This window comes from Sorangium sp. So ce117 (assembly GCF_051524395.1).
GTDB lineage: Bacteria > Myxococcota_A > Polyangia > Polyangiales > Polyangiaceae > Sorangium > Sorangium cellulosum_B.
Map to the genome: position 1 here is coordinate 10,787,152 of NZ_CP150309.1, position 17,536 is coordinate 10,804,687.

Sequence of the window (17,536 nt, forward strand, 5' to 3'; positions counted from 1 at the left end):
GCCTCGACACCCGGTCCGCGCACCCGCGTTGTCCTGATCGTGGATGACGTGCCCGCCAATCTCGGCGTGCTGGTGGATAGCCTGGAATGCATAGGTCATCGCGTGCTCGTCGCGCAGGGCGGTGAAGAGGCCTTGAAGCGGGCCAGCCTCATGAGGCCCGACCTGATCCTGCTGGACGTGTTGATGCCTGGCATCGACGGCTTCGAGACGTGCCGGCGCCTGAAAGAGGCTGAAAGAACTCGAGACATCCCGGTGCTCTTCATGACCTGCCTGACCGACGCGGCTGACAAGCTCGTGGGGTTCAGGGCCGGGGGCGTCGATTACATCACCAGACCATTCGAGATCGGAGAGGTGATAGCACGGATCACGACGCACATGAGCCTGCGCGAGGCGCAGAAGCAGCTCGAAGAGAAGAACGCCGAGCTGCAGCGTGTCCATCAAGAGCTGGAGCAGCGGGTGCGAGAGCGCACGGCCGAGCTGGCCAGCTCGAACGCCGCTCTCCGCGAGAGCCAGCATCTGCTCCAGGCCATCGTCGACAACACGGCCTCCGTCGTCTTCGCCAAGGACATCGAGGGCCGCTACATGCTCGTCAACCGCGGGTTCGAAGAGCTCTTCCAGATGCCCCGCGAGCAGGTCATCGGCAAGACCGACCACGACGTCTTCCCACCCGAGCAGGCCGAGGCGTATCGCGCCAACGACTTGCTCGTCCTGCAGCAGAATCGGGCCATGGAGCTCGACGAGGTGGCCCCCCAGCGCGACGGCGCACGCACGTACATCTCTCTCAAGTTCCCGCTCTGCGGCCCCGCCGGCGAACCTGATGGCATTTGCGGTATCTCGACCGAGATCACGAGCCGCAAGCACGCCGAGGACGTGCTGCGCCATTCCTACTCACTCCTCGAGGCCACGCTCGAGTCGACGGCGGACGGCATCCTGGTCGTCGATGGCGCGAGGCGCGTCGTGCGCCATAACCACAGGCTCGCGCAGATGTGGAGCATCCCCGACGGCGTTCTTGCCAACGGATCGGCCGACGTGTGCCTCGCCTTCGCCTGCGGCCAGCTCCGCGAGCCCGAGCTCTTCGTGAAGAGCGTCCATGCCCTCTGTGCCGAGCCCGAGGTGAGCGCCGTCGACACGTTCGCGCTTCTGGACGGGCGGGTCTTCGAGCGCTATTCGCAGCCCCAGCGCCTCGGTGGGCGCGTGGTCGGGCGGGTCTGGAGCTTCCGCGACATCACAGCGCGCGTGCACGCCGAACAGCAGCGCGATCGGCTCCTGCTGGAGGAGCGGCGCACGCGCGCGGCGGCGGAGGAGGCCACCCGCCTGCGGGACGAGTTCCTCCTCATCGCCTCGCACGAGCTCCGCACCCCGGTCACCTCCCTTCAGCTCTCCATTCAATCGCTCGGGCAAAGGCTCTCGCGGGGCATGGACGTCGAGCGCGTGCGATCGGCGGTCGCCCTCTCCGGCCGCCAGATCAAGCGCCTCTCCAACCTCGTCGACATGCTCCTCGATGTCTCCCGCATCCAGGCGGGAAGGCTCGATCTGGACCGGGCGCCCGTCGATCTGCGCGAGCTGGTCGCCGAGATCGTCGCCCAGCTCGGCGACCAGCTCGCGCAGTCGGGCAGCACCCTCGCCGTGCGCGCTGAGCAGCCGATCACCGGCTGGTGGGACCGGTACCGCCTCGAACAGGTCGTGACCAACCTCCTGATCAACGCCATCAAGTTCGGGGAACGCGCGCCGATCGAGATCACCATCACCGCGGAGGATCGGGTCGCGCGGCTCTCGGTGGCCGACCACGGGCTCGGGATCCCGGCCGAGGTGCGGACGCAGCTCTTCGAGCGATTTCGCCGCGGCGTCTCGTCGCGGAATTATGGGGGGCTCGGGCTCGGCCTCTATATCACGCGCACCATCGTCGAGGCCCACGGCGGACGAATTCGCCTGTCGAGCGAGGTCGGCCAGGGCTCGACCTTCTGCGTCGAGCTGCCGCTCTCGACCGAGAGCGCAGCGAGCCACTCCACATAGCCGGAGCCGGTCACCCCAGCACACCGGCTTCGGGGCCACTCCCGAGCCCGGCGGCGGGCGCTCGGCGGAGGACGACCTGGTCGAGGGCGCGCGCACGCCCTCGGGCACCGCGGCGAGCTCGGGCAGGTGCTCGAGGCGTTCCTCACCGACGTCGCGGGCCGCTGGGGCTGTGCGCATCGATCCCCGGAACGAGCCGGTTCCCGAGGTCGACCGGCGGCTCGCCTCGGGACGCCCCTGGTTGGCCCGGTTCCGCTGATTGCGCATCAGTACACCGCAGTTCAGACATACATCGCGCTCCCCTCCTTCGTCCGTCCTGGGTCGATTCGACGGACTCGATCTCCCGCAGGCTCCCGCAGGGCGGCGCGCAGGTGGTTGTTGTTGGTGTCGTCCGCCGATCCGCACCTGGCTCTGGGGAGCTCGTTCCGCCGCTCGTACTCGTCATCGAACGTTCGCTAGGATGCTGGCGGGCTGGGGAGCGTGAGCAGCGCCAGCCCCCTGGCGGCACAGCTCGGTGCCAGACCTCCCCTCCGGAGATATAACTGGTTGAATGCGCCACCTTTCACGGGCAGGCGAGCAAGGCTATTGATGATCGTCGAAAGAGGGTATGCGCGCCTCGAGAAGATCGAGGAACACGCTGATTTCAGCTTGTTCCGCGCGTGCCGCGAGAGCGACGGTGTCCCGGTCTTGCTGAAAGTCCTGCGCGCGGAGAGAGCGACTCGCGCCGAGGTCGCGCGCTTCAAGCACCAGTGCGAGCGCATCGCGCAGCTCGCCTCACCCCGCCTCGTCGCCCTGCACGCCGTCGAGGAGCTCGCAGGCGCCCTGATGGTCGTTCTCGAGGACTTCCCGGGCCGCGATCTCGCGCGGATCCTCGCCGCGCGCCCTTCGCGCACAATGCCTCTCTGCGAGGCGCTCGATCTCGCGGCCGCGCTCGCCGAAGGCCTCGCCGCCGTGCACGCGGCGGGGCTCATCCACCGCGATCTGCGCCCTCACAACGTGCTCGTCGGCGCATCCGGCGCGGTCAAGATCACGAGCTTCGGCGTCGACGCCGAGATCACCCGCGCCCACGAGCGGCTCTACGCGCCCGCGGTGCTCGCCGACGTGCTGCCCTATGTCTCCCCCGAGCAGACAGGCCGCATGAACCGCGGCGTCGACCACCGCACGGACCTCTACGCGCTCGGCGTGATCCTTTACCAGATGCTCGCGGGCCAGCGCCCCTTCGAGGCCCTGGACCCGATGGAGCTCATCCACGCGCACCTCGCCCTCGCTCCCGGGCCGCCGTCCCGCGTCGACCCGACGATCCCCGAGGCCATCTCCGGCGTCGTGCTCAAGCTGCTCGCGAAGAACGCCGAGGACCGCTACCAGAGCGCCGAGGGCCTGCTCGCCGACCTCGAGCGCTGCCGCGAGGCCCTGCGCCGCACGGGCACGATCGAGCCCTTCGTCGCGGGCCAGCGCGATCGCCAGGACCTGTTCCGGATTCACCAGAAGCTCTACGGCCGCGAGCAGGACATCGAGGCGCTGACCGCCGCGTTCGAGCGCGCCCTCGAGGGCAGCCGCGAGAGCGTCCTCGTCTCCGGCTACTCGGGCATCGGTAAGTCCTCGCTCGTGCAGGAGATCTTGAAGCCTCTCGCCCGGCAGAGGGGCTATTTCACGAGCGGCAAGTACGACCAGTACAACCGCGACGCGCCCTACAGCGCGGTGATCCAGGCCTTCGACGGCCTGGTGCGACAGATCCTCACCGAGAGCGAGGCGCGCATCCAGCGCTGGCGGAGCGCGATCCTCGAGGCGCTCGGGCCGAACGCGCAGGTCGTCTGCGACGTCATCCCCTCGCTCTACCATGTGGTCGGCGCGCAGCCGCCCGTGCCGGCGCTCGGCCCGATCGAGGCGCAGAACCGCCTGAACCGGTGCTTCTTGCTGTTCGTCTCGGTGTTCGCGCGCAGCGCGCACCCGCTCGTCCTGTTCCTCGACGATCTCCAGTGGATCGACGCCGCGAGCCTCGGGCTGCTCCGCTCTCTGCTCGCCGACGACTCGCTCGAGGCGCTCTTTTTCTGCGGCGCCTACCGCGACAACGAGGTTTCGCCCGGGCACCCGTTCGTCCGGGCCATCGAGGAGCTCGAGCACGCCGGGCTCGTCGTGCGCGACATCGTCCTCGCCCCCCTCGCGCGCCCCCACCTCCTCGAGATGCTCTCGGACTGCCTCAAGCGCGACGACTGCGGGCCGCTCGTCGATGCGGTGCAGAAGAAGACCGGCGGCAACCCGTTCTTCGTCAAGCAGTTCGTCCGGTCGCTGCACGTTCACGACGTGCTCATGTTCGCTGCCGGGTCAGGCTGGCGCTGGGACCTCGCACGGATCGAGGCGCTCGCGTACACGGACAATGTCGTCGACCTCATGGTGCGCACCATCGCGCGCCTGCCGCCGGAGGCGGTGGAGGCGCTCAAGCTCGCCGCGGCGATCGGCAGCCGGTTCGAGCTCGACATGCTCGCCACGGTGAGCGAGTGCTCGCCGGAAGAGGTGTACGGCCGCCTCGATCCCGCCGTCAGCGAGGGGCTCGTGCTGGCCGGGCGCGAGGGCTACCGCTTCGCCCATGACAAGGTCCGGGAGGGCGCCTACGCCATGATCCCGGAGGCGGACCGGCCCGCCTTCCACCTCCGGATCGGCCGGCTGCTCGCTGGCAAGCTGGACCTCTCCGAGAGCCAGAGCCTCTTCGATGTCGTCGGCCACCTGAACAGCGCGGGCGACCTCGTGTCGGACCCCGCGGAGCGCCTTTCCCTCGCCCGCATGAGCCTCGAGGCCGCCCGCCGCGCCGAGGACGCGTCCGCCTTCGGCGCCGCCCTGCGCTACCTGAAGCTCGGTTTTCTGCGCCTTCCGGAGGACGCCTGGACGTCGCAGTACCCGCTCCGCCTGAAGTACGCGATGAAGACGGGCCTCTTGCTCTCGCTCTCGGGCCAGCACGACGACGCCCTCGCGATCCTCTCCGATTGCCTGGAGCGCGCCGCGAGCCGTCTCGATCGCACCGAGGTGCTGCGGCTCAAGATGAACGTGCAGGCGCTCAAGGCTGACCTGCCCGCTGCGCTCGCGGAGGGGCTCGCGGCTCTGCGCCCGTTCGGGATCGACCTGCCTCCGTTCCCCGACGAAGCCATGGTCGATGCCCAAATCCGGACGACGATGGCGCTCGTCCGGGAAAAGACGCTCGAGGCGCTACCGGACCTGCCGCCGCTCGCGGATCCTGAGATCCAGGCCATGCAGGCTGTGCTCGAGGAGCTCTGCGATTCGACTTGGTTCTTGAGCCCCAACAACCTTGGCATCACAACCGCGAAAATCCTCGAGAACACGCTACGCCACGGCCTGTCGCAGCACACGATCTACGGCTGCGTCATGTTCGGGGCATTCCTCGCCGGCCGTGGCGACATCGAACTCGGCTACCGCTTCGGCCGCTCCGCCATCAACCTTTCGGAACGCTACCCGGACAAGAAGTCCGAACCGAGGCTCCTGGCCCTCTGGGGCGCCTTCGTGCAGCACATTCGAGAGGGCTACGCCGCCTGCCATGAGTCGCTGCTCGCGGGGATGCACGTCGGGCTCGAGACGGGCCAGTACATCCGGTCGTTCTACAACGCGATCAACGCCATCATGATCAGCGTCCTGCGCGGCATCCCGCTCTCCGACCTCCTCGCCGAGGCGCAGAGCTACCAGCCGATACGCAAGCTCGACGTGAGCAACACCATCACCTGGGTTGTCGGCGCGGCCGGACAGCTCGCGCATCAGCTCTCAGTCGAGACCGCGCACCCGACCCAGCTCAAGGGCGAGTGGGTCGACATCGACGAGGTGATCGAGGAGGCCCGCCGTACGGGCAACCAGGGCTCGCTATTCCTCGCCCAATTCCACATCGTGCTCCTCGGCGTCTTCCAGGGCGCGTTCGAGGAAGCGGCGCGGACCGCCCTCTCGCTGGACCTCGAGGTCCCCACCTTGGCAGCCTGGGAAGGCAGCCCCGCGCTCTATTGCTACCTCGGCGTCGCATTCACGCAGGCGGCGGATGGGGTCTCCCCGGACGAGCGCGCGCTCTTCCTCGCCCGCGCGGAGCTCTTTGCTGAAAAACTCTCGCGCTGGGCGGATCTCTGCCCGCAGAACATGGCGCACCGCAGCGCCCTGCTCGGCGCCGAGATCGAGCGCGTCCACGGCGACGCGCGCGCGGCGTGGGAGCGCTACGACGAGGCGATCGCCCTCGCGCAGCGCGGCGGCTACCTCCACGACGAGGCGCTCGCCAACGAGCTCGCCGGCCTCTCCTTCCGCGCGCTCGGCAAGACCACCATCGCCCGCGCCTACCTCACCGAGGCGCACAGGGCCTACGGCCGATGGGGCGCGACCGAGGCGATGCGCCGCCTCGAGCGCGCGTACCCCGACCTCGTCCCCAGCGAGATCCTCCGCGGCGCGACGTGTCCAGAGGCCGACGCGCCCGCCAGCACCGCCCTCGACCTCGGCTCGGTGCTCAAGGCCTCCCAGGCCATCTCGGGAGAGATCGTCCTCGACCGCCTGCTCGACGCGCTCATGCGCATCCTGGTCAAGAACGCCGGCGCGAGGCGGGGCTGCCTGCTTCTCGCCCGCGGCGAGACCCTGTTCTTGACGGCCGAGGCGAGGGCGGAGGGCACCCAGATCGAGGTGCGTATTCCCCACGAGCCCAAAACCTCCCCTTCGGATCTTCCGGCCCCCCTCCTCAACTACGTCCGGCGCAGCCGGGAGAAGGTGATCCTGGACGACGGGGCCGCACGGAATCCCCTCATTGCCAGCGACGACCTCCACCAGCAATACCCCAGATCCGTCCTTTGCTTGCCCATCCTGCGGCAGGCGGAGCTCGTGGGGTTGCTCTACATGGAAAACGACCTCATCGCCGGCGCGTTCACCCCGGAGCGGCTCTCGGTGCTGGAGCTGCTCTCGGCCCAGGCCGCCATCTCGATCGCCAATGCCACGCTCTACGCCGACCTGCTCCAGGAGAACAGCGAACGCCGGCGGGCCGAGCAGGCCGTGCGGGACAGCAAAGAGCTCCTCCAGTCGATCGTCGACAACTCGACAGCGGTCATCTCCCTCAAAGATCTCGAGGGTCGCTACCTGATGATCAACCGGCGCTACGCCGAGCTGTTCCACGTCAGTGAGCAAGCGATACTCGGCCGGACCGACTACGATGTCTTTCCCAGGGAGCGGGCCGATGCCTACCGCGCCGTCGACCAGGAGGTGCTGGCCACCGGAACCGCGCTTCAAGCCGAGGAAGAGGCCCTCCAGGACGATGGGCTGCACACCTACATCTCTCTCAAGTACCCCCTGTGCAACGCGGCGGGGCACCCTTATGCCATCTGCGGCATTTCCACCGACATCACCGAGCGCAAGCAGGCCGAGGCCGAGCGCCAGGCCCGCAAGACGGCCGAAGCCGCGAGCCACGCGAAGACCGAGTTCCTGAGGAACATGAGCCACGAGCTGCGCACGCCGCTCAACGCCATCCTCGGCTACGCACAGATCCTCAAGCGCCCCCCGGATCTCGAAGACCGCCAGGCGGTGGGACTGAATACCATCCAGCAGAGCGGCCAGCACCTCTTGACCCTCATCAACGATCTTCTGGATCTGGCCAAGATCGAGGCCGGCAAGCTCGAGCTCTACCCCGAACCGATCCACCTCTCGGCCTTCCTGACGGTCGTCGCCGACATCATCCGCGTCAGGGCGGAGCAGAAGAGCCTTCACTTCGTCTACGAGGTCACGCCCCACCTGCCCCGGGCAGTGCTGGCCGACGAGAAGCGCCTGCGTCAGGTGCTGCTCAACCTCCTGGGCAACGCGGTGAAATTCACCGATCGGGGGCGGGTGCGCTTCGGGGTGCAGGTGCTGGCGCAGGACGAGACCGACGAGACCGGGGCGCGCCTGCGCTTCGAGGTCGAGGATACCGGCGTCGGAATGACGCCGGAGCAGCTGGCCAAGCTCTTCCAGCCTTTCGGGCGCGTGGGGGATGTGCGACGCCGTCCGGGTACCGGCCTCGGGCTCATGATCAGCCGCCAGCTGGTGCACCTCATGGACAGCGAGATCCACGTCGAGAGCCGGCCCGACGAAGGCAGCCGCTTCTGGTTTGACGCGGCCCTGCCGGTGACCGAGATCGCAACGCCCCTCCGGCCTTCCGAGCGGGTCGCCGTCGGCTACGAGGGGCCGCGCCGGAAGGTGCTTGTCGCCGATGACGTGGTGGGCAATCGGGCGGTGCTTCTGGACCTGATGAGCGGCCTGGGCTTCGAGGTCTGCGAGGCGGCCAATGGCCAGGAGGCCATCGAGCAGGCGATCGCGGCGTCGCCGGATCTGGTGGTGATGGATCTGGTCATGCCCGTGATGGGCGGCCTCGAGACCATCCATTGCATTCGCCGCAATCGCGAGGCTCGGGGGCTCCCGCGGCTGCCGTTCATCGTCGTCTCCGCAAGCGCCAACGAGGAGGACCAGGCGGAGAGCGTCGCCGCCGGCGCCGACGCCTTCCTCAGCAAGCCGATCGACCAGGAAAGCCTGCTGCGGATCATCGGCGCCCAGCTCGGGCTCACCTGGGTCTATGCCAGACCGGCCGAGGAGCAGGCCGGGGACAGGGGCGCCGCGGAGCTCGTGGCGCCTCCCCGGGAGGAGATGGAAGTCCTCCATGCCCTGGTTCTGGAGGGCAACATGCGTGACATCCGAAAGCGGGCCGCCTACCTGATCACCCTGGGCGAGCGCTACCGCCCCTTCGCCGACCGCCTCGATCGCCTCGCGCAGGACTACCAGTCCCAGGCGCTCCTCACCCTGGTCGAGGAGCGCCTGCAGGGGGCCGAGCCGATGCCGATGGTGGGGCCGGAGCTGCCGCGGTGCACGGAGGGCGGGCAGCGACCATGAGCAGCACCTCGGCACCCGGTCCGCGCACCCGCGTCATCCTCATCGTCGATGACGTGCCCGCCAATCTCGGCGTGCTGGTGGATAGCCTGGAATGCATAGGTCATCGCGTGCTCGTCGCGCAGGGCGGTGAAGAGGCCTTGAAGCGGGCCAGCCTCATGAGACCCGACCTGATCCTGCTGGACGTGTTGATGCCTGGCATCGACGGCTTCGAGACCTGCCGGCGCCTGAAAGAGGCTGAAAGAACTCGAGACATCCCGGTGCTCTTCATGACCTGCCTGACCGACGCGGCTGACAAGCTCGTGGGGTTCAGGGCCGGGGGCGTCGATTACATCACCAGACCATTCGAGATCGGAGAGGTGATAGCACGGATCACGACGCACATGAGCCTGCGCGAGGCGCAGAAGCAGCTCGAAGAGAAGAACGCCGAGCTGCAGCGTGTCCATCAAGAGCTGGAGCAGCGGGTGCGAGAGCGCACGGCCGAGCTGGCCAGCTCGAACGCCGCTCTCCGCGAGAGCCAGCATCTGCTCCAGGCCATCGTCGACAACACGGCCTCCGTCGTCTTCGCCAAGGACATCGAGGGCCGCTACATGCTCGTCAACCGCGGGTGGGAAGAGCTCTTCCAGATGCGCCGCGAGCAGGTCATCGGCAAGACCGACCACGACGTCTTCCCACCCGAGCAGGCCGAGGCGTATCGCGCCAACGACCTGCTCGTCCTGCAGCAGAATCGGGCCATGGAGCTCGACGAGGTGGCCCCCCAGCGCGACGGCGCACGCACGTACATCTCTCTCAAGTTCCCCCTTTGCGGCCCCGCCGGCGAACCTGATGGCATTTGCGGTATCGCCACCGAGATCACGGGCCGCAAGCACGCCGAGGACGTGCTGCGCCATTCCTACTCACTCCTCGAGGCCACGCTCGAGTCGACGGCGGACGGCATCCTGGTCGTCGACGGCGCGAGGCGCGTCGTGCGCCATAACCACAGGCTCGCGCAGATGTGGAGCATTCCCACCGATGTCCTCGACGGCGGATCGGCCGATGTGCTCCTCGCTTTCGTCGGCGGCCAGCTCCGCGAGCCCGAGCTGTTCCTGCGAAGCGTCCGTGACCTCTATGCCGATCCCGAGGCCAGCGCCTTCGATACGTTCCCGCTTGGGAACGAGCGGGTCTTCGAGTGTTATACGCAGCCCCAGCGCCTCGGAGCGCGCGTGGCCGGGCGGGTCTGGAGCTTCCGCGACATCACCGCGCGCGTGCACGCCGAGCAGCAGCGCGATCGGCTCCTCCTGGACGAGCGCCGCGCGCGCGCGGCGGCGGAGGAGGCCACCCGTCTGCGGGACGAGTTCCTCCTCATCGCCTCGCACGAGCTCCGCACCCCGGTCACCTCCCTGCAGCTCTCCATCCAATCGCTGGGGCAAAGGCTCTCGCGGGGCATGGACGCCGAGCGCGTGCGATCGGCGGTCGCCCTCTCCGGCCGCCAGATCAAGCGCCTCTCCAACCTCGTCGACATGCTCCTCGATGTCTCCCGCATCCAGGCGGGGAGGCTCGAGCTGGACCGGGCGCCCGTCGATCTGCGCGAGCTGGTCGCCGAGATCGTCGCCCAGCTCGGCGACCAGCTCACGCAGTCGGGCAGCACGCTCGCCGTGCGCGCCGAGCAGCCGATCACCGGCTGGTGGGACCGGTACCGCCTCGAACAGGTCGTGACCAACCTCCTGACCAACGCCATCAAGTTCGGGGAACGCGCGCCGATCGAGATCACCATCACCGCGGAAGGCGGGGTCGCGCGGCTCTCGGTGGCCGACCACGGGCTCGGGATCCCGGCCGAGGTGAGGACGCAGCTCTTCGAGCGATTTCGCCGCGGCGTCTCGTCGCGGAATTATGGCGGGCTCGGGCTCGGCCTCTATATCACGCGCACCATCGTCGAGGCGCACGGCGGACGAATTCGCCTGTCGAGCGAGGTCGGCCAGGGCTCGACCTTCTGCGTCGAGCTGCCGCTCTCGACCGAGAGCGCGGCGAGCCACTCCACATAGCCGGAGCTGGTCACCCCAGCGTACCGGCTTCGGGGCCACTCCCGAGCCCGGCGCGTCGGACTCGGAGCGGTTGGCCGGGTGCCGCGTCCCCTGCGGGGACTCCCGGTGGGTCACCCCGTTCGGCGGCTGCGCCTGAACCTGGTTCGCTAGGATGTTCGCGGGCCGGGGGCGTGGGCACGGCCAACCCCCTGGCGGCACAGCTCGGTGCCAGATGTCCCCTTCGGAGATATAACTGGTTGAATGCACCACCTTTCACGGGCAGGCGAGCGAGGTTAGGCCATCGATGTTCGTCGAAAGAGGCTACGCGCTCCGCGAGAAGATCGAGGAACACGCTGATTTCAGCTTGATCCGCGCGTGCCGCGAGGGCGACGGTGTCCCCGTCTTGCTGAAAGTCCTGCGCGCCGAAAGGGCGACTCGCGCCGAGGTCGCGCGCTTCAAGCACCAGTGCGAGCGCATCGCGCAGCTCGCCTCACCCCGCCTCGTCGCCCTGCACGCCGTCGAGGAGCTCGCCGGCGCCCTGATGGTCGTTCTCGAGGACTTCCCGGGCCCCGATCTCGCGCGGCTCCTCGCCGCGCGCCCGTCGCGCAGAATGCCTCTCTGCGAGGCGCTCGATCTCGCGGCCGCCCTCGCCGAAGGCCTCGCCGCCGTCCACGCCGCGGGGCTCATCCACCGCGATCTGCGCCCTCACAACGTGCTCGTCGGCGCATCCGGCGCGGTCAAGATCACCAGCTTCGGCGTCGACGCCGAGATCACCCGCGCCCACGAGCGGCTCTACGCGCCCGCGGTGCTCGCCGACGTGCTGCCCTACGTCTCCCCCGAGCAGACGGGCCGCATGAACCGCGGTGTCGACTACCGGACGGACTTCTACGCGCTCGGCGTGATCCTTTACCAGATGCTCACGGGCCAGCGCCCCTTCGAGGCCCTGGACCCGATGGAGCTCATCCACGCGCACCTCGCCCTCGCTCCCGCGCCGCCGTCCCGCCTCGACCCGGCCATCCCCGACGCTGTCTCCGGCGTCGTGCTCAAGCTGCTCGCGAAGAACGCCGAGGACCGCTACCAGAGCGCCGAGGGCCTGCTCGCCGACCTCGAACGCTGCCGCGAGGCCCTGCGCCGCACGGGCACGATCGAGCCCTTCGCCGCGGGCCAGCGCGATCGCCAGGACCTGTTCCGGATCCACCAGAAGCTCTACGGCCGCGAGCACGACATCGAGGCGCTGACCGCCGCCTTCGAGCGCGCCCTCGAGGGCAGCCGCGAGAGCGTCCTCGTCTCCGGCTACTCCGGCATCGGCAAGTCCTCGCTCGTTCAGGAGATCTTGAAGCCGCTCGCGCGGCAGAGGGGCTATTTCACCAGCGGCAAGTACGACCAGTACAACCGCGACGCGCCCTACAGCGCGGTGATCCAGGCCTTCGACGGCCTGGTGCGGCAGATCCTCACCGAGAGCGATACGCGCATCCAGCGCTGGCGGAGCGCGGTCCTCGAGGCGCTCGGGCCGAACGCGCAGGTCGTCTGCGACGTCATCCCCTCGCTCTACCATGTGGTCGGCCCGCAGCCGCCCGTGCCGGCGCTCGACCCGCTCGAGGCGCAGAACCGCCTGAACCGGTGCTTCTTGCTGTTCGTCTCGGTGTTCGCGCGCGGTGCGCACCCGCTCGTCCTGTTCCTCGACGATCTGCAATGGATCGACGCCGCGAGCCTCGGGCTGCTCCGCTCTCTGCTCGCCGACGACTCGCTCGAGGCGCTCTTCTTCTGCGGCGCCTACCGCGACAACGAGGTGTCGCCCGGGCACCCGTTCGTCCGGACCATCGAGGAGCTCGAGCACGCCGGGCTCGTCGTGCGCGACATCGTCCTCGCACCGCTCGCGCGCCCCCACCTGCTCCAGATGCTCTCGGACAGCCTCACGTGCGACGACTGCGGGCCGCTCGTCGATGCGGTGCAGAAGAAGACGGGCGGCAACCCCTTCTTCGTCAAGCAGTTCGTCCGGTCGCTGCACGACCACGGCGTGCTCACGTTCGCGGCCGGGTCAGGCTGGAGATGGGACCTCGCCCGGATCGACGCGCTCGCGTACACGGACAACGTCGTCGACCTCATGGCGCGCACCATCGCGCGCCTGCGGCCGGAGGCGGTCGAGGCGCTCAAGCTGGCCGCGGCGATCGGCAACCGGTTCGAGCTCGGCATGCTCGCCACGGTGAGCGAGTGCTCGCCGGAAGAGGCGTACGGCCGCCTCGATCCCGCCGTGAGCGAGGGGCTCGTGACGCCCGGGCGCGAGGGATACCACTTCACTCATGACAAGATCCAGGAGGGCGCCTACGCGATGATCCCGGTGGCGGACCGGCCCGCCTTCCACCTCCGGATCGGCCGTCTGCTCGCGGGCAAGCTGGACCTCTCCGAGAGCCAGAGCCTCTTCGACGTCGTCGGCCACCTGAACAGCGCTGGCGACCTCGTGTCGGACCCCGCGGAGCGCCTTTCCCTCGCCCGCATGAGCCTCGATGCCGCCTGCCGCGCCGAGGACTCGGCCGCCTTCGGCGCCGCCCTGCGCTACCTGGAGCTCGGCCTCCTGCGCCTTCCAGAGGACGCGTGGACGTCTCAGTACCCGCTCCGCCTCAGGTACGCGATGAAGACAGCACTCATGCTCTCGCTCTGCGGTCGGCACGACGACGCCCTCGCGCTCCTCTCCGGGTGCCTGGAGCGGGCCGCGAGCCGGCTCGATCGCACCGAGGTGCGGCGGCTCAAGATGAACGTGCAGGTGCTCAAGAACGACCTGCCCGCCGCGCTCGCAGAAGGGCTCGCGGCCCTGCGCCCGCTCGGGCTCGACCTGCCCGCGCTCCCCGATCAGGCCATGGTCGATGCCCAGATCCGGGCAACGCTGGATGTCGTCCGGGAAAAGACGCTCGAGGCGCTGCCCGACCTGCCGCCGCTCGCGGACCCGGAGATCCGCGCCATGCAGGACGTGCTCGAGGAGCTCTCCTCTCCCTGCTGGTTCTTGAGCCCCAACCACCTCGGCATCGTCGTCGCGAAGGTCCTCGAAAACGCGTTCCGCCACGGGCTGTCGAAGCACGCGCTCTTCGGCTGCCTTAACTTCGGGATGTTCCTCTGCGGCCGTGGCGACATCGCGCTCGGCTACTGCTTCGGCCGCGCCGCCGTCGACCTCTGGGAGCGCTACCCGGACAAGAAGTCCGAGGCGATGCTCCGCGACATGTGGGGCGGCTTCGTGCAGCACTGGAGAGAAGGCTATGCCGCCTGCAAAGAGTCGCTGTTCGCAGGGGTGCACGCCGGGCTGGAGACGGGCCAGTACATCTGGGCGTTCTACAGCTCGGCGAACTGCGTCACGAACAGCCTCCTCCGCGGCCTGCCGCTCGCCGACCTCCTCGCCGAGGTGCAGAGCTATCAGCCGATACGCAAGCTCGACCAGTTCAACGCCATCACCTGGATGGTCGGCGCGGTCGGACAGCTCGCGCATCAGCTCTCGAACGAGACCGCGTGCCCGGCCAAGCTCAAAGGCGCATGGGTCGACATCGACGAGGTGATCGAGGAGGCCCGCCGGATCGACAGCCAGGGCATGCTCTTCTTCGCCACCTTCTATGTCATTCTCCTCGGCGTCTTCCAGGGCGCGTTCGAGGAAGCGGCGCGCACCGCGCTCCCGCTGAACATCGAGATCCCGAACGGGGTGGCCTGGCACGGCACCTCCGCGTTCCATTTCTACGCCGGCGTCGCGTTCACGCAGGCGGCGGACGTGGTCTCCCCGGAAGAGCGCGCGCTCTTCCTCGCCCGCGCGGAGGTCTTTGCCGAAAAACTCTCGCGCTGGGCGGAGCTCTGCCCGGAGAACCTGGCGCACCGCAGCGCCCTGCTCCGCGCCGAGATGGCGCGCGTCCGCGGTGACGCGCGCGCCGCGGCAGGGGATCGTTACGACGAGGCGATCGCCCTCGCGCAGCGCGGCGGCTACCTCCACGACGAGGCGCTCGCCAACGAGCTCGCCGGCCTCTTCTTCCGCGCGCTCGGCAAGACCACCATCGCCCGCGCCTACCTCACCGAGGCGCACAGGGCCTACGGCCGGTGGGGCGCTCCCTGTGCGATGCGCCGCCTCGAGCGCGCGTACCCCGACCTCGTCCCCAGCGAGATCCTCCGCGTCGCGACGGGCCCGGAGGCCGACGCGCCCACCGGCGCCGCCCTCGACATCAGCTCGGTGCTCAAGGCTTCTCAGGCCATCTCGGGAGAGATCGTCCTCGACCGCCTGCTCGACACCCTGATGCGCATCCTGGTGAAGAACGCCGGCGCGAGGCGGGGCTGCCTGCTCCTCGCCCGCGGCGAGACCCTGTTCTTGACGGCCGAGGCGAGGGCGGAGGGGCCCCGGATCGAGGTGCGTATTCCCCACGAGCCCGAAGCCTCCCCGTCGGACCTGCCGGCGTCCCTGCTCAACTACGTCCGGCGCAGCCGGGAAAAGGTGATCCTGGACGACGGGACGGCACGGAATCCCATCGTCGCCAGCGACGACCTCCACCAGCAATACCCCAGATCCGTCCTTTGCCTGCCCATCCTGCGGCAGGCGGAGCTCGTGGGGCTGCTCTACATGGAAAACGACCTCATCGCAGGCGCGTTCACCCCGGAGCGGCTCTCCGTGCTGGAGCTGCTCTCCGCCCAGGCCGCCATCTCGATCGCCAATGCCACGCTCTACGCCGACCTCCTCCAGGAGAACAGCGAACGACGGCGCGCCGAGCAGGCCGTGCGCGACAGCAAAGAGCTCCTCCAGTCGATCGTCGACAACTCGACAGCCGTCATCTCCCTCAAGAATCTCGAGGGTCGCTACCTGATGATCAACCGGCGCTACGCCGAGCTGTTCCACGTCAGTGAGCAAGCGATCGTCGGCCGAACCGACTACGATGTCTTTCCCAGGGAGCGCGCCGATGCCTACCGCGCTGTCGACCAGGAGGTGGTGGCCACCGGAACGGCGCTGCAGGCCGAGGAAGAGGCTTCACAGGACGATGGGCTGCACACCTACATCTCGCTCAAGTATCCCCTGTGCAACGCGGCGGGGCAGCCCTATGCCATCTGCGGCATTTCCACCGACGTCACCGAGCGCAAGCAGGCCGAGGCCGAGCGCCAGGCCCGCAAGACGGCCGAAGCCGCGAGCCGAGCGAAGACCGAGTTCCTGGCGAACATGAGCCACGAGCTGCGCACGCCGCTCAACGCCATCCTCGGCTACGCACAGATCCTCAAGCGCTCCCCGGGGCTCGACGACCGCCAGACGACGGGGCTGGAGACCATCCAGCAGAGCGGACAGCACCTCTTGACCCTCATCAACGATCTTCTGGACCTCGCCAAGATCGAGGCCGGCAAGATCGAGCTCTACCCCGAACCGATCCATCTCTCGGCCTTCCTGACGGTCGTCGCCGACATCATCCGCGTCAGGGCGGAGCAGAAGAGCCTTCACTTCGTCTACGAGGTCACGCCCCTCCTGCCCCAGGCGGTGCTGGCCGACGAGAAGCGCCTGCGCCAGGTCCTGCTCAACCTCCTCGGCAACGCGGTGAAGTTCACCGATCGGGGGCGGGTGCGCTTCGGGGTGCAGGTGCTGGCCCAGGACGAGACCGACGAGACCGGGGCGCGCCTGCGCTTCGAGGTCGAGGATACCGGCGTCGGAATGACGCCGGAGCAGCTGGCCAGGCTCTTCCAGCCTTTCGGGCGCGTGGGGGATGTGCGGCGCCGCCCGGGCACCGGCCTCGGGCTCATGATCAGCCGCCAGCTGGTGCACCTCATGGGCAGCGAGATCCACGTCGAGAGCCGGCCCGACGAAGGCAGCCGCTTCTGGTTCGATGCAACCTTGCCGGTGGCCGAGATCGCAGCGTCCCTCCGGCCTTCGGAGCGGGTCGCCGTCGACTACGAGGGGCCGCGCCGGAAGGTGCTTGTCGCCGACGATATGGTGGGCAATCGGGCAGTGCTCTCGGACCTGCTGAGCAGCTTGGGCTTCGAGGTCTGCGAGGCGGCCAATGGCCAGGAGGCCATCGAGCAGGCGATGGCGGCGTCGCCGGATCTGGTGGTGATGGATCTGGTCATGCCCGTGATGGGCGGCCTGAAAGCCATTCATTGCATTCGTCGCGACCGCCAGGCTCGTGGGCTCGCGCGGCTGCCGTTCATCGTCGTCTCCGCGAGCGCCAACGAGGAAGACCAGGCGGAGAGCGTCGCCGCCGGCGCCGACGCCTTCCTCAGCAAGCCGATCGACCAGGAAAGCCTGCTGCGGATCATCGGCGCCCAGCTCGGGCTCACCTGGGTCTATGCCAGACCGGCCGAGGAGCAGGCCGGGGACAGGGGCGCCGCGGCGCTCGTGGCGCCTCCCCGGGAGGAGATGGAAGTCCTCCATGCCCTGGCCCTGGAGGGCAACATGCGCGACATCCGAAAGCGGGCCGCCTACCTGATCACCCTGGGCGAGCGCTACCGCCCCTTCGCCGACCGCCTCGATCGCCTCGCGCAGGACTACCAGTCTCAGGCGCTCCTCACCCTGGTCGAGGAGCTCCTGCTGGGGGTCGAGCCGATGGCGATGGTGGGGCTGGAGCTGCCGCCGTACACGGAGGGCGGGCAGCGACCATGAGCAGCACCTCGGCACCCGGTCCGCGCACCCGCGTTATCCTCATCGTGGATGACGTGCC

General features: G+C 68.8%; 4 protein-coding genes. All 4 read left to right on the top strand.

The genetic code is table 11. The features are described from left to right. Positions 1-48 precede the first annotated feature (48 nt). The 4 genes from WMF46_RS40465 (at position 49) to WMF46_RS40480 (ending at position 17,478) form a co-directional block, all read left to right on the top strand. The gene (locus WMF46_RS40465; protein ID WP_437982104.1) at positions 49-2,013 is read left to right on the top strand and encodes an ATP-binding protein; all 1,965 of its coding nucleotides are present in this window, start codon (positions 49-51) and stop codon (positions 2,011-2,013) included. A gap of 585 nt (positions 2,014-2,598) precedes the next feature. Next, positions 2,599-8,886, top strand: coding sequence for an AAA family ATPase (locus tag WMF46_RS40470; protein ID WP_437982105.1), 6,288 nt, complete (start codon positions 2,599-2,601; stop codon positions 8,884-8,886). After that, on the top strand, positions 8,883-10,904 hold the full coding sequence (locus WMF46_RS40475; protein WP_437982106.1) for an ATP-binding protein: 2,022 nt from the start codon (positions 8,883-8,885) through the stop codon (positions 10,902-10,904). Before WMF46_RS40470 ends, WMF46_RS40475 begins: the two co-directional genes overlap by 4 nt. 283 nt (positions 10,905-11,187) lie before the next feature. After that, positions 11,188-17,478, top strand: coding sequence for an AAA family ATPase (locus WMF46_RS40480; protein ID WP_437982107.1), 6,291 nt, complete (start codon positions 11,188-11,190; stop codon positions 17,476-17,478). Positions 17,479-17,536 lie beyond the last annotated feature (58 nt).